General features: G+C 37.5%; 15 protein-coding genes and 1 tRNA gene. 6 read left to right on the top strand and 10 right to left on the bottom strand.

Going from position 1 to position 12,520, the window contains the following annotated elements; translation table 11 throughout:
- Positions 1-272: 272 nt before the first annotated feature.
- Both CHB66_RS01005 and CHB66_RS01000 read left to right on the top strand, forming a co-directional pair.
- Positions 273-485: a hypothetical protein gene (locus tag CHB66_RS01005; protein ID WP_076502404.1), complete on the top strand. Its 213-nt coding sequence runs from the start codon at positions 273-275 to the stop codon at positions 483-485.
- 279 nt (positions 486-764) lie between these two features.
- A tRNA-Ser gene (locus tag CHB66_RS01000) sits at positions 765-849 on the top strand.
- A gap of 639 nt (positions 850-1,488) precedes the next feature.
- On the opposite strand, the gene CHB66_RS17085 is transcribed toward CHB66_RS01000, so the two are convergent.
- Both CHB66_RS17085 and CHB66_RS17080 read right to left on the bottom strand, forming a co-directional pair.
- Complete coding sequence (locus tag CHB66_RS17085; protein ID WP_212668430.1) at positions 1,489-1,782, bottom strand: YdeI/OmpD-associated family protein; 294 nt, start codon at positions 1,780-1,782, stop codon at positions 1,489-1,491.
- 9 nt (positions 1,783-1,791) lie between these two features.
- Complete coding sequence (locus CHB66_RS17080; RefSeq protein ID WP_212668429.1) at positions 1,792-2,067, bottom strand: YdeI/OmpD-associated family protein; 276 nt, start codon at positions 2,065-2,067, stop codon at positions 1,792-1,794.
- A gap of 190 nt (positions 2,068-2,257) precedes the next feature.
- Here CHB66_RS17080 and CHB66_RS00985 point away from each other — a divergent pair, with 190 nt between their 5' ends.
- Positions 2,258-2,443, top strand: coding sequence for a hypothetical protein (locus CHB66_RS00985; RefSeq protein WP_076502184.1), 186 nt, complete (start codon positions 2,258-2,260; stop codon positions 2,441-2,443).
- A 185-nt stretch (positions 2,444-2,628) separates the two neighbouring features.
- Here the strand turns inward: CHB66_RS00985 and CHB66_RS00980 are convergent, their stop codons facing one another.
- The 4 genes from CHB66_RS00980 to CHB66_RS00965 all read right to left on the bottom strand — a co-directional run bounded on the left by CHB66_RS00980 (position 2,629) and on the right by CHB66_RS00965 (position 4,379).
- On the bottom strand, positions 2,629-3,084 hold the full coding sequence (locus CHB66_RS00980; protein WP_089237054.1) for a DUF1801 domain-containing protein: 456 nt from the start codon (positions 3,082-3,084) through the stop codon (positions 2,629-2,631).
- 49 nt (positions 3,085-3,133) lie between these two features.
- Positions 3,134-3,895: a hypothetical protein gene (locus tag CHB66_RS00975; RefSeq protein WP_141107347.1), complete on the bottom strand. Its 762-nt coding sequence runs from the start codon at positions 3,893-3,895 to the stop codon at positions 3,134-3,136.
- Positions 3,896-3,957: 62 nt separating this feature from the next.
- On the bottom strand, positions 3,958-4,101 hold the full coding sequence (locus CHB66_RS00970; protein WP_089237050.1) for a zinc-binding dehydrogenase: 144 nt from the start codon (positions 4,099-4,101) through the stop codon (positions 3,958-3,960).
- On the bottom strand, positions 4,098-4,379 hold the full coding sequence (locus CHB66_RS00965; protein WP_089237048.1) for an alcohol dehydrogenase catalytic domain-containing protein: 282 nt from the start codon (positions 4,377-4,379) through the stop codon (positions 4,098-4,100). The genes CHB66_RS00970 and CHB66_RS00965 overlap by 4 nt, the downstream gene beginning before the upstream one ends.
- Positions 4,380-5,093: 714 nt before the next feature.
- Between CHB66_RS00965 and CHB66_RS00960 the strand changes: the two genes are divergently transcribed.
- On the top strand, positions 5,094-5,657 hold the full coding sequence (locus CHB66_RS00960) for a hypothetical protein (protein ID WP_089237046.1): 564 nt from the start codon (positions 5,094-5,096) through the stop codon (positions 5,655-5,657).
- A gap of 193 nt (positions 5,658-5,850) precedes the next feature.
- A complete protein-coding gene (locus CHB66_RS00955) occupies positions 5,851-6,393 on the top strand; it encodes a DUF4142 domain-containing protein (RefSeq protein ID WP_089237044.1) in 543 nt (180 codons plus the stop codon).
- A 444-nt stretch (positions 6,394-6,837) separates the two neighbouring features.
- Here the strand turns inward: CHB66_RS00955 and CHB66_RS00950 are convergent, their stop codons facing one another.
- A complete protein-coding gene (locus CHB66_RS00950; protein ID WP_089237042.1) occupies positions 6,838-7,683 on the bottom strand; it encodes an SDR family oxidoreductase in 846 nt (281 codons plus the stop codon).
- Positions 7,684-7,982: 299 nt separating this feature from the next.
- On the opposite strand from CHB66_RS00950, the gene CHB66_RS00945 reads away from it, so the two are divergent.
- Complete coding sequence (locus CHB66_RS00945; RefSeq protein ID WP_170932399.1) at positions 7,983-9,065, top strand: BamA/TamA family outer membrane protein; 1,083 nt, start codon at positions 7,983-7,985, stop codon at positions 9,063-9,065.
- A 33-nt stretch (positions 9,066-9,098) separates the two neighbouring features.
- Here the strand turns inward: CHB66_RS00945 and CHB66_RS00940 are convergent, their stop codons facing one another.
- The 3 genes from CHB66_RS00940 to CHB66_RS00930 all read right to left on the bottom strand — a co-directional run bounded on the left by CHB66_RS00940 (position 9,099) and on the right by CHB66_RS00930 (position 12,314).
- On the bottom strand, positions 9,099-10,316 hold the full coding sequence (locus CHB66_RS00940; RefSeq protein WP_089237038.1) for a DUF4236 domain-containing protein: 1,218 nt from the start codon (positions 10,314-10,316) through the stop codon (positions 9,099-9,101).
- 51 nt (positions 10,317-10,367) lie between these two features.
- Entirely contained in the window at positions 10,368-10,610 is a 243-nt protein-coding gene (locus CHB66_RS00935; protein ID WP_089237036.1) for a VF530 family protein, read from the bottom strand.
- A gap of 303 nt (positions 10,611-10,913) precedes the next feature.
- A complete protein-coding gene (locus CHB66_RS00930) occupies positions 10,914-12,314 on the bottom strand; it encodes an MBL fold metallo-hydrolase RNA specificity domain-containing protein (RefSeq protein ID WP_089237034.1) in 1,401 nt (466 codons plus the stop codon).
- Positions 12,315-12,520: the final 206 nt, after the last annotated feature.

Here is a 12,520-nt window from a genome sequence, read left to right as displayed (position 1 = left end):
AAATTTTTTAATTTTTTTTTCGAGCATGAATCAATCAAGAATTTGTGGTGAAATACAAATTATTCCAAGTGATAATCATTTACTTTTTTATGTAAAAATTATATGTCTATAATTATAGTTTGTTTATAGTTTTCAAACTGTATCACAGTGCTTTAGAGAGTTTGGAAATAAAAAATAAAGTGCAATCTTAGGGTATGAATTAGCTTAAAATCGCTTGAAAGAGGCTGAAATTCATGCTCAAAAAATGTAAAACCTTAACAAATTATAATCATATGAAGAACACAACGAAATTGATTTTGGCAAATGCATTTGCACTTCTAGCTGTGGTAGTATTTCTTACAGTAGGAAGCACATTTGGAGTAGAAGTAAAGAGTGCTTCTGCGTCATTGATGGTAAAAGCGCTATTCTTTTTGGTACCTCAGATGGGTTTTATTTACCTATACTGGAATTCTTTGAAAAAGGAAGCGCATAGAGAGATTGCTTAATAACCCGTAAGCAGTTCGGCTTGATCCCCAAAAACCCAAGATTCAGGTCTTGGGTTTTTCTTTTTGGAAAAATTTCTGTCAGAAAATCAGGACATTAATTATAGCTGTGATTTTTTAGGGATTGTCTGTTTGGAAAATTAAGGATTAGAGCTACCTTTGCAAACCGTAAGACATAAAGATGTATTGCGGAAATAATAGAGGAGTGGCAGATTTATCTGCCATCAATCTAGATACATTAAAGGATTTGGCAGATTTATCTTCCATCATCCTAGAAACAATAGAGGAGTGGCAGAGTGGTCGATTGCGGCGGTCTTGAAAACCGTTGTACCGCGAGGTACCGGGGGTTCGAATCCCTCCTCCTCTGCAAAAACAGTGTTTAAATCTTTTAAGATCAATTAGTTATAGATTTAAAAAAGATTCACTCACCGCTTTAGGATCAAAAAATAGCCAAAGACGCTTTATTTGAGCTTTAAAAGCAAGTTTTACAATTTTAAAAACACAAAAACCTACATCGGATAGATGTAGGTTTTTTGTGTTTTAAAGGCTTTTTGATCAAGATTTTCAAATAATATCAAATTTGAAATGCATGATTCGGTGAGTAATTTTTGAAAATAAAATCACTCCCTAGAATGGGTTTGAAATATTGAAAATTAACATGTTTGATTGAAGTGTATCATTGACGAATGACTCACCAAATCCTATCTTAAACTTTAAAATTGAGTCATTATGTTAGAATCAACATTCACAGTCCTATTTTATCGTAAACCTTTTCGTACCAAAAGCATGCATGCTTAAATGGTATATTTATTCAAGGATTACAGATGATAATCAGAGAGTAGAAATTTCTACAAAATTATTGTGGAATAAGTCAAATTGGAGTGTAATAATAAATAGAGCTACTGGGAAATCAGAGTATTCGAGACAGGTAATCGCCTTTATGGAAACCTTTCAACTAAAGGTCTTTTAGGCTCCCAAACTCATATTTGATAGATGTTAAAAAATTTCAACTTCCGTTTAACTTTTCACCTTTGGCTGAAAGCTCAGCTATCTGCTCTATTCTTGCTTTTCTCGTCTTTTCAGTTTTGGCTAATTTGATCCATCGAAGTACGAAGCGCTTACTCGAATCATTGATGGCATAGAAAAATTCCTTCGCTCTGGGCTTGTTATTCAAAGCTTCTTGTAAGTCCTCTGGGAAGAAAAGCTTGTCCACATCATCCATGAAGTCCCAAAGTCCATTTTGCTTGGACAGCTCAATAGACCGAAATCCGGCCTCCTGCATTTTTCCTACTTCAATCAACTTAGCAGCTCAGTCTTTGTAGGTCTTGGCCCAATGCTCTACTTTTCTTGGTGATATAAGCTGCATGGTTCTGTGTTCATCCAACTTCCTTCTGATTCCATCAATCCATCCAAAACACAAGAGTTCGTCTAAGACCTGAGAGGTGGAAAGGTATTTTTCTGGGATTGATTTTTTAAATGTTACTAGCCATACACTCTCTTTTTGCTGATGATTTTGCACCAACCAATTTCTCAATTCTTCTTGTGTAGTTATTTCTACTTTCTCAAAATTGTCTGTTTGGATCATTAGAGAGAGTTTTTAGTTCTTTTCCATATACTACCTAGCTTAACTCTTGATTGGATCAATAGTTTTGTATGGAACTTAACACAAAAAAAGTTTATCTTAACCTTCTTTCTGATTTCTTGTCGCTAAAATTTCTGGCTTAAGATTTGATCATTATTTTCATGTCCGGCGAGGACTTAAAAACAACAAAAAAATGAAACAAATCTTTGCTTTGATGTTGGTGGCTGGAATGGCTGTAGCAACATCTTGTGGCAACAAAGCTACTGAAGATGCGGTAGTAGAACCTGAACAAACTGAACAATTGGAAGAAACTCCAACCACAGAAGAGGTTCAAATCCAAGAAGAGGTCCTAAGCACCGATTCAGACACAATTGGATAATTTTGAAACAGACAAAAGGCGCTCAAAAGGCGCCTTTTTTTCTTTTGAGGTTTTCCTACTTTACCTCAATATTCAATTGCCTTCCCTCTTCCTTTGCTTTTTAATGCTTTTCAGAGTACTGCCAAAGGTTGCAAATCTCCACGAGCTCCTAAAGTAAGAATAGCAATATTCATCATGCGGGTTGGCTATCTTTTGATATTAGCTTCATATACCGCTATCCATTCTTTTACACTCACTTTTGCCATCAAGGCTCCGATAAGCTCAAATGGTATTTCTTCAAATTTTTTGAAACGGATACAACTCTTGCCCATATCTAACTTTCTGGAGCTATATTTTGGATAGGCTTCAAGAAACCACTTCAAAATACTCGGATCTGAATAAATCCCCATATGATAAAAATTGATGGAATGCTTTTGCGAAGCAATTCCTGCAAAAGGTAAAGGTTCACTAGGTTTGCAATGATAGCCTGATGGATAGATTGAATGAGGAACCACATAACCCAACCCACCATAACTAACGGCCACCTCAAAACCATCTGGTAGATTAGCAACAATAACTTGGTGTAGCCTATAGAAATAAGGAGCCCTATCTGATGGAATATTGCTTAAAATTTCTTCAACAGTGTTTCCAGGTACTAACATTTGATTGATTATGGAATCTAAGTTAATGGTTGCTTTTTTTTACAAAAATTTAGCCCTCTGAAATTTCCTTTAACTTTTCCAAGGCTGTTGGATAGGTTGTGGTAAAATAGTCTATGTATTCGTCTATTGTGTCCAACTCCACTATAACGGTTGTAACACCAATATTTTCCCGAAATGAATAATTTTCAAGACCGCCTGCCCATTGCTCGTGATAATGATTATAATATCTCGCAACCTCTTCTACTGTATTGATACGCTTTTCTTGAATCAACTTGACTAATGGGGGGCAATCCTGAAAATACGCTGATAATAATTGCCGCTTTAAACCAAACATTCCTTGAGTAGCACGTACCATCACAAAATCATTCTCCTTCAAGAAAAATGGAGCTGTATGAATCTGTAAATCATCATCAACAAAGTAATCAAGATAAATGCTTAATTGCCCTGCTAACTGTATCTCAAAAATTTTGTAATTCCTACCAGCATCAATTGCATACATTTCTTTGAATAAAGCATTGTTCCTTTTTACTCGCCAACTTACAAATTGACGCTCCCCCATGGTATAACCAGAGATTTTATGAGGTTTATATTTTTTGGCTGGACCTTTTCCACCTGGTTTTACCCTTACGCTTTCCAGGAATTGATCCCTGAATCCATGTTTTACATTGGCAACGTCACCGGCAATGACTTTTCCATTCTTCAGGGTAACTGAGCCTTCAGCATAATTGTATCTCTGCTTGCCCGGTTGGGCAATAGTTAAGCTAATGGGTAGCATCAATGCAAATAGGAAGCAAGTTATCTGTCTAGACATATTTAATTTTTATTATTTCCCTTCATTCCTTTAAGGTCTCACAATTCAATAATTCTATTCAATCAACTCCAATCTGCTATTTTTAATACAACATTACCTGTCTTTTGGCCAGTTTCAACATATTCATAAGCCTCTACTATTTGCTCCATGTCATATTGCCTGTCGATTACAGGTATGTAATGTCCTTCTTCAAAAAGCTCTCTCAAAAAACATGATCACCTTTTTTGAAGGTTGTAACATCCTTGCCAGTTTCTTCAACAATGCCTGAAAACTCACAACCTAATATTTGATATTTAGGACGAAACAATCCAGAAAAAAATCTTGACACAAAATACTCGGCACTGCGAAAACCTGCATCAGTTCGATTTACAGTAGAAGCAAATACTTTCATCAATATTTCATTGTCCTTGGGTTTGGGTTTTGGAACTTCCATCAACTTGGCTACGTCAGGAGGCCCATATTTGGAATATACTATTGCTTTCATTTGGATTAAACTTATTGGTTGATGGTTGTGTATTGCTATATTGTTAAGGATTTATTTTTAGATGTATCCGCTTTCTTGCATCTAGCCAAACAATAGATTGTTGGATGTACGTTTTCTAGTTCGGTTGACTATCGTCTCTTGACGGATATCCGTAAATTTTAACGCCTCTTTTCACATAACCAGTAACATTGCGGATAATTATCTAAATTGTCTACTATAGATTACAAGTAAAGGTCTTTTCATTTTATTTCGAATTTTTTTTGGCGAATTCTGAAGTATAGATGCCTACTTTTAATCAATGATGCAATTTTTTCACATAATTATGCAAGACTTTCTCCAAATTTCCTTTTCACCTTTGTTGGGATAGCACAAGTGAAAGATTTTCTAAGCACGAAGAGCAAGTATGAATTTGACATGAGTGATTAAACACAACACTATGAAAAACCTAAATCATAAACCTTTGAATCCAAAATATAGCCTAGTTGTGATGCAGCCAAACATAAAAGGCATTACCAATTCATTTCCATCGAAACAATATATCGAAAATGAATAAGCTTTTTAGAGGACTCTTTGCAGGATATGGTGCCCAGAAATTGGGGGGTGGATGCTTTGGTACAATTCTGATTTTTATCATCATCTACATGTTGTTAGGTCAATGCAGTTAAAAATTAAGTACACATTCAAATTTATAAATTAATCTAAACCAACTTAATTATGAAAAACCCAAATATTGAAGATCAAGCGCTGAGAAATGGGCCTAGAGAAGAAAGAGTGCTTACTGGAATGTTCGCTGACCGTGAAAGTACTGAAAATGCTTTTAATGCCCTCCAAGAAAGAGGTTATAGCCAGGAAGAAATCAACTTGATCATGTCTAAGGAGACTAGAGAAAATCATTACAACGAAGAATCTGCCGATAAAACGGAGATAGGTACTAAAGCAGCAGAGCATGCTGGTAAGGGATCTGCCATAGGTGGTACTTTAGGCGCAATCGCTGGTGTGATAGCGGCTATAGGAACTAGTGTAGTCATACCTGGTCTTGGAATTTTAATTGCTGGCCCTATAGCAGCAGGTCTGGCTGGTGCAGGAGCAGGAGGCTTGGCTGGTGGAGTGATTGGTGCATTAGTAGGTTCTGGAATACCGGAAGCTAGAGCTGAGCTATATGAATCAGGGATCAAAGAAGGTAATGTGGTGATTTCGGTAACCCCAAGAAATGAAGAAGACGCCAAATATTTAGAAGATAATTGGAAGAATAATCGTGGACAAGAAATCCATTATTAGGAAATGATTATCGAGTAAAGGGTCTGAAAAACCCTCTACTAAACTGAATTGAAAAAATACAAGAATAATATCTTGAAAATAGTTAGGTCAATTGATGCCATAGGATTAGCAGATTTATATAAGAGTGCTCTCCTTCATTTGACTATAGTTCTCAAGATTGTCACGAATCTCTAAAATATTAACCATAAAAATCATGAAAAATTTAATCAACTATAACACAATCCTGATGTACAGTTTGTGCTTCGTAGGACCAATATTTCTAACTACTGCTTGCTCAGAGAATAAAGCAAATGATTCTATGAAAGTAGCAAAGACTGAAAATACAGCTAAACTTACATCAAGAGATACTACAATACTCGTCATAGAAAATGATGATGATGCCAAGTTCTTGATGAAAGCTGCAGAATTGCAAATGGAAAGAATTAGCCTAGGTAAACTAGCTCAGCAGAAGGGCAACACTTCTCACGTCAAAGAACTGGGTAAGACAATGGAGACAGATTATTCAAAGTCTCATGCAGAGCTTAAGACCTTAGCTTTGGGGAAATCTGTATCTATTCCAAATACTTTAACAGATGATTCAAAGAAAGCTTATGAAAAGTTGAATGAAAAAACAGGAGCTGAATTTGAAAAGGCGTATAGCACTATGATGGTCGATGATCATAAAGATGCAGTTAAACTCTTTGAAAAAGCTTCTACTGACTCTGAAGATCCAAAAATAAGAAACTGGGCTTCTTAAATGCTTCCTACACTAAGGAAACATCTAAAACAGGCAGAGGAATGCAAAGACAAATCCCATAACCCAAAATCTTAAACCATATTTTTTTGTAGTGCAGTGGACATAGTCCACTGCACTTTTTTTATTAAACAAGACATTACGAAGAACAGAGGATTTTGCAAATACAACCTTTGCAAAAGAACAAAGTAGGATGATTTTTAAGTTTTTTGCTTTGGCAAAACTTACCACTTCCTATAATGGTTCAATCCAATGTTTTGTCCTTCTAACTCAGAATTGACTGCTGTATGATCGATGCTGATTTTATCGATATTAGGACTTCTTTGGTTTAGGACACGACCTGCGAGTTGTTGATTCTTGGCCCTAGTGTAGTCGAAGATTGCCGAATGATAATCTTTGAATTACTCCGATACTGGTATAATTGCAGATAATCATATAAGATTTCTATTAAACACCAGCATAAGCAGAAAAACCCCCATCAACTGGAACTATTAATCCTGTAATGAAAGCAGATTTTGGATCCAATAGCCAAAGCAAAGTAGAGGTAAGGTCTTCAGGTTGGCCAAATCTTCCCATAGGTGTCTGATTGATGATTTGTTGACCTCTTGCCGTCAGCGTTCCGTCATCGTTGGTCAATAAAGCCCTATTTTGATCTGCTAGAAAGAATCCTGGTGCGATCGCATTGACACGAATACCTGTCTTTGAAAAATGTACAGCCAGCCATTGAGTAAAATTATAGATGGCAGCTTTGGCACTACTATAAGCAGATACTTTTGTAAGTGGCTTGAGAGAAGCAATTGAGGCTATATTTATGATGGTACAGTCAGATCTTCCAATCATATCCCGAGCAAATACTTGTGTGGGAAGCAGTGTCCCCAACAAGTTGAGTTCGAAGACGGATTTGAAACCAAGGCTGTCTAAATCAAAAAAAGTTTTGATATCGGCATGATCCAGATCCCCACTTTCCATAAAAGGTTTATCTGTAATTCCATCAGGATGATTGCCCCCAGCACCATTGATTAAAATGTCACAAGGTCCTAAGTGATTCTTGATTTCTTGATTGACCTTTTCTAACTCCTCCTGATCAAGTACATCTGCTTTGACACCAAGCGCCTCAGTTCCTAGTTGTTGAAGTTCTTTGGCTAATGATTGAGCTTTTTCGAGATTTCTTCCTAGAATGGCGACTTTGGCTCCTTCATTTGCAAGAGTTTTGGCCATAGCTTGGCACAGTACACCATAACCTCCTGTGATGACTACGACTTTTCCCTTCAATGTTAATTTATTATGGTTCATATATTTATTGAAATCCTTTATTTAGATGCTCCAAATATGGCAGCAAGTGTATAAAAATAGATGATCAAAGATGTAAATTGATCAATAGAAATACAAGTTAAGGATTTGAAGTTATATTGACGGTGCTTTTGGTTTGTTCCCTGTGTTTTGAAATTCTCTTTCGATTCAAAATCTGTAATCCTTTCTGTTTTCGTAATTTGTATATGGTTTATATAATTCTAATTTTAGTTGTTGCTTTTTTTGCTTACAGCAATAGAGCAAATGAATCTGATGAATTATCTAAACCCGTACATTGTAGCATGGTAAAAAACATTTTTTTGGGAATTTTGACTTTCATGATGATGATGCAAGCGAAAGGTCAGCAAGATTCTATTGCCGTCAAACCAGTTATTTCTGTTTTACCACTTGTTTATTATACCCCTGAGACCTCTTGGTCTTTTGGTGCTGGAGCAGTAGGGAATTTTAAATTAGGAAATCCAGCTTTAGAGACTTACGAAAGCCAATTGGTAGTTGGGACAGCTTACACGCTTTTAGATCAGTTTCTTGCTTACAGTAGTTGGCGGGTATTTACAGAGGAAAATAAAAATTTATTCGCAGGAGAAATAGGCTGGTACCGGTATGTGTTTTTTTTCTATGGACTAGGCAATCAAGTTCAAGAAAGCGATCGAGAGCAGTATGATGCTGCCTTGCCAAGATTAAGATTTGATTACCTGAGGAAAGTTAGAGCGCATTTTTATCTGGGACTGAGGTATCATTTTGATGAATTTAATATTACAACTGTTGAAGAAAATGGACTATTGGCAAATGGTAACTTCTTAGGATCAGAAGGTGGTCGCATCAGTGGTTTTGGACCAATGGCTTATTATGATTCTAGAGATAGTCAGCTATACCCAACGCGTGGAATATTTGGCGAAGCAAGTTTTCAAACATTTAATCGGGCTTTGGGAAGTGATTTTCATTACAGTCGTTGGTTGATGGATTTCCGAAGTGTTCATGCTATCAATTCAAAATCAGTCTTTGTTTGGAATGCCTATTCAGAAGTTCTCGTTGGGGAGACACCTTTTTTTGCCTTGCCATTAGTAGGAGGTAATCGACTTTTGAGAGGTTTATTTGAAGGGAAGTTTAGAGATCAAAACCTCGCGCTTTTACAGGCCGAATACAGGTATAAGTTTCTATCACGCTGGGGCGCGGTTGTTTTTAGTGGAGTAGGGAATGTGTTTTCTAAGGAGAATTCTTTCCAATTCAATCAAAGCAAATTGACTTACGGAATCGGAGGAAGATTCCAATTGAGCAAAAGAGAAAAACTGAATCTTCGGCTTGATTTGGCACATGCTCCAGGTGAAGATTTTCGAATTTACTTGACTTTTGGTGAAGCTTTCTAATCAAAGTAATTAACTGAGAATTTTTAGCTCTAATTATTGATCTACAATTTTTTGTAAGATCGCGGAAAATTCAAAAAGTCTTGGGCTGCTGATGATGACGGGGGACTTTCTGTTTTGTAGAAAAATTTCTATTACGCCATTTTCAGAAGATAAGTAGATATCCTCAACCTCTCTAATGCGATAAAATCGGGAATCCCTACCAGCAGTAATTCCAAAGGATTGTTCCGATATACTGAGTCTACCTTCCATTTCGAGTTTATAGCCCATGTTTTTGTATCTCACACGGTTTTGTTGCCAAGTATCCAAGACACGGAGATTGAGTAGGCGACCTTCTGCCTCGAAATACAGCAATTGATCACTATCAGCCTTATCGAGTGGCTTTAACTCTTCGAATTGGATTTCCCTTAACCTTTTGAAAGCCGCAATCAGCTTTTTTTCTTCCTGAACCACAGGAGTCGCAATGTTCCACTTGACTTCTATGTCCGAAATAAGCGATTCTTCCTCCTCACTCAACTGATGGTCTGCAAGCACAGACTCGACCGCATCTTTGTAGAGCAAGAGAATCAGACCTTCAAGTGTTTTGGGCTCAACTTTAAGAAAATTTTGAATGTTATGAATTGGGATGATTTCACCTTCCTGAATCTGTTTTTCCAGCCAGTTGACTACACAATGAAGGGCAAGACGCTCTTGGTCTTTGAGAGCTATTTTCTCAGTATAATGATCCCAATTGGCTGCTGTCTGATCACTTGGCTCCAGTTGTAGCAGGTTGGCTGCTGATTGGTGGAAGTTCTTAGAGATCTTTTTATTTTTTTGATTCCAGAAGATCATAGCTGCACCCATGATTCCAAGTATGATTTTTGCCTCTATAGCTCCCACAAATAAGGCGATGAAAATCAACATAAAACCAATCACGAGTTTTGAGTTCCCTACTTTTTGAAATAAGGGAGGTAAGGAAAAATCAGGTTTCCCCATACTTTTGGGTAGATAAGTCAGGCCCGTATCGGTGAAAATCTCGGATTCTTCCAAAGCCCTACGGCCAATAGAATTTCCTGTTCCACCGGGAGATGGGTTGAAGGAAGAAAGATTTTTACGATAATACAACCCATGCCTTCCACCATGTACATAACTTTGCCCCCTTGAGTTTACGCCTAGACGCGCACCTTTGACTCCGGCAGATACGCCAAGGCCACTTTTTGATAGATTTATCCTGATTGGGCCAAAGTTAAATCCCTTTCTTAAGTAAAAAGCCATAATAAAAATTAGATGAATAGATTAAAATTCATTTTTTAAAAATATATTTTTTTAGCCCACTCTTTCCTTGGTTCTGATGTATAAGTCTTCTACTTTCTTTCTTGCCCAGTCAGTTTTGCGGAGAAACTTCAAACTTGAATTGATCGATGGATTGTTGTTGAAGCTATTGATATTGATTTTTGCACCAAGACTATTCCAGCCGTAGTGATTGACTAGATATTCTAGCATGTCAATTAATCTTACACCATGGAGAGGGTTGTTGATTTGAGTTTCTTTTTTAGGATTATCATTCATGGAGTAAATTTAAGTTAAAAACTATGCTTTTTCAAGAAGGAGATTCAAGACGAGAGATGCAAGATACAAGAAATTGCTGTATCGGGAATTTTGGAAATCAATCAAATATTAGCTGGTAGATGGAACACAGATGACGCTGATTGGGCGGATGATAGCGGATAGTTGAAGATAGTCCGACTAATAGGCACTTGAATCCCACTTTCAATCCCGATTCTCAGGACAAGCCCGTCCAACATTCCAACTTTCCAACCTTCAAACCTTCTAACTTTCCAACTTTAAAACCCCAATCTTCCAATCTTTCCCTCAAATCCCATCAAAAAGTTCAAAACTCTCCAGATATTCAGGAATGGTGGCATCCCAATCTAGCTCTTCCTTTAGTTTTCGTTGTAGGGCGATCCTGGCTTCATCTTCTCCATGGACTAAGAATGTGACTTTGGGCTTACTGGTAAACCCTTCCACCCAGTCGATCAATTCTTCCTGATCAGCATGAGCAGAAAGCCCTTCGATGTAGGAAATATTTGCTTTAACGGGAACGTCTAAGCCATACATACGAACACTAGTGTCACCATCGATCAGTTTTCTCCCTCTGGTGCCTTCCGCTTGATACCCGACGAATATGACCGAATCCTGCTCATTTGGCAATCTATTGTAAAGATGGTGCATGATTCTTCCTCCAGTAGCCATACCGCTAGCTGAGATGATGATGGCATCACCTCTTACGGCGTTGAGCGATATGGAGGCTTCTTGGCTTTGGTAATAGTGTAGATTTTTATGTTGGAATGGATTACATTGATCTTCTTCGAATAGTGGCTGCAACCTGTGACATTCCCCAAAAGCCTTATAAAGCTTGGTGACATCTATCGCCATGGGGCTATCTACATAGATGGGGATATCTGGAATTTTCCCTTTCTGCTGCAAGCGGTGCAAGTAGTAGAGCATCATCTGAGTTCTACCCACAGCAAATGCTGGTATCAATGCCACCCCACCTCTTCGATAGGCCTCTCGAATTGCCCTACCCAATTCTTCTTCAGGGTTTTTGATTTTGGAAACTCGGTCTCCATAAGTTGATTCTAAAAATAGTATGTCTGCAAATGGAAGTCTTGCAGGTGGATTCAGAATAGGATCATGATACCTTCCCAAATCTCCCGAGAAAACGATTTTTTTGACTTGCTGTGCACCATTTACTTTCAATTTGACGATAGCAGCACCTAGAATATGGCCTGCATTGTAAAAAGTAAAGTTAAATTCAGGATACTCAGACTGCTCTTCTTCGAAATCGGCACCTTTGAGGAGTGGAAAGACTCTCTCTGCATCCTCGATGGTGTAGAGGGGCAGAGGTTTCTCGTGCTTTGAGTAGCCTTTTTTCTGAGCATAAGCTGCTTCCTCCTCTTGAAGCTTTGCAGAATCGAGTAAGAGGATTTTGATAAGTTCCAAAGTGGCTTCCGTTCCATAGATAGGGCCTTTGAAACCCTCCTTGACGAGTTTGGGTAAGTAGCCACTGTGGTCAATATGAGCATGTGTCAAGATGACCATGTCTATTTCAGATGGGGAAATGGGGAAAGCCTCCCAGTTTCTCACTCTATAATCCTTGAGCCCTTGAAACAATCCACAGTCGACAAGTACTTTCAGGTGATTGATTTCGAGTAAATACCTTGATCCTGTCACTGTACCAGCTCCACCCAAAAACTTAACTTTTACCTTCATGATGATTTGTTTGATGCTTACTACCTAAAGATAAGGTAAAATAGGTAGATTGGTGTATAATTTTTTTAACTCAAATGATCTCTTTTATTAGAAGTAAATCTTAAGCCCAAAAGAAACTTATTTACACATTATTTCAATTATATTTTCACTATAGTGGCTGCCCAGGATGTATTGATGCAGGTTTTGATTTTGCACAAAAACAGCTT

The organism is Belliella buryatensis (genome assembly GCF_900188245.1).
GTDB classification, from domain to species: Bacteria; Bacteroidota; Bacteroidia; order Cytophagales; family Cyclobacteriaceae; genus Belliella; species Belliella buryatensis.
Note: the sequence above shows the minus strand (reverse complement) of the source record. Positions and strands in the feature narration are given on the sequence as shown.

Excerpts from the sequence above, each read along its gene's own strand:
- CHB66_RS01005 (WP_076502404.1), top strand. The coding sequence starts at position 273 with ATGAAGAACACAACGAAATTGATTTTGGCAAATGCATTTGCACTTCTA.
- CHB66_RS17080 (WP_212668429.1), bottom strand. The coding sequence starts at position 2,067 with ATGATCCAAACAGACAATTTTGAGAAAGTAGAAATAACTACACAAGAA.
- CHB66_RS00985 (WP_076502184.1), top strand. The coding sequence starts at position 2,258 with ATGAAACAAATCTTTGCTTTGATGTTGGTGGCTGGAATGGCTGTAGCA.
- CHB66_RS00980 (WP_089237054.1), bottom strand. The coding sequence starts at position 3,084 with ATGTTAGTACCTGGAAACACTGTTGAAGAAATTTTAAGCAATATTCCA.
- CHB66_RS00975 (WP_141107347.1), bottom strand. The coding sequence starts at position 3,895 with ATGTCTAGACAGATAACTTGCTTCCTATTTGCATTGATGCTACCCATT.
- CHB66_RS00965 (WP_089237048.1), bottom strand. The coding sequence starts at position 4,379 with ATGAAAGCAATAGTATATTCCAAATATGGGCCTCCTGACGTAGCCAAG.
- CHB66_RS00960 (WP_089237046.1), top strand. The coding sequence starts at position 5,094 with ATGAAAAACCCAAATATTGAAGATCAAGCGCTGAGAAATGGGCCTAGA.
- CHB66_RS00955 (WP_089237044.1), top strand. The coding sequence starts at position 5,851 with ATGAAAAATTTAATCAACTATAACACAATCCTGATGTACAGTTTGTGC.
- CHB66_RS00950 (WP_089237042.1), bottom strand. The coding sequence starts at position 7,683 with ATGAACCATAATAAATTAACATTGAAGGGAAAAGTCGTAGTCATCACA.
- CHB66_RS00945 (WP_170932399.1), top strand. The coding sequence starts at position 7,983 with ATGGTAAAAAACATTTTTTTGGGAATTTTGACTTTCATGATGATGATG.
- CHB66_RS00940 (WP_089237038.1), bottom strand. The coding sequence starts at position 10,316 with ATGGCTTTTTACTTAAGAAAGGGATTTAACTTTGGCCCAATCAGGATA.
- CHB66_RS00935 (WP_089237036.1), bottom strand. The coding sequence starts at position 10,610 with ATGAATGATAATCCTAAAAAAGAAACTCAAATCAACAACCCTCTCCAT.
- CHB66_RS00930 (WP_089237034.1), bottom strand. The coding sequence starts at position 12,314 with ATGAAGGTAAAAGTTAAGTTTTTGGGTGGAGCTGGTACAGTGACAGGA.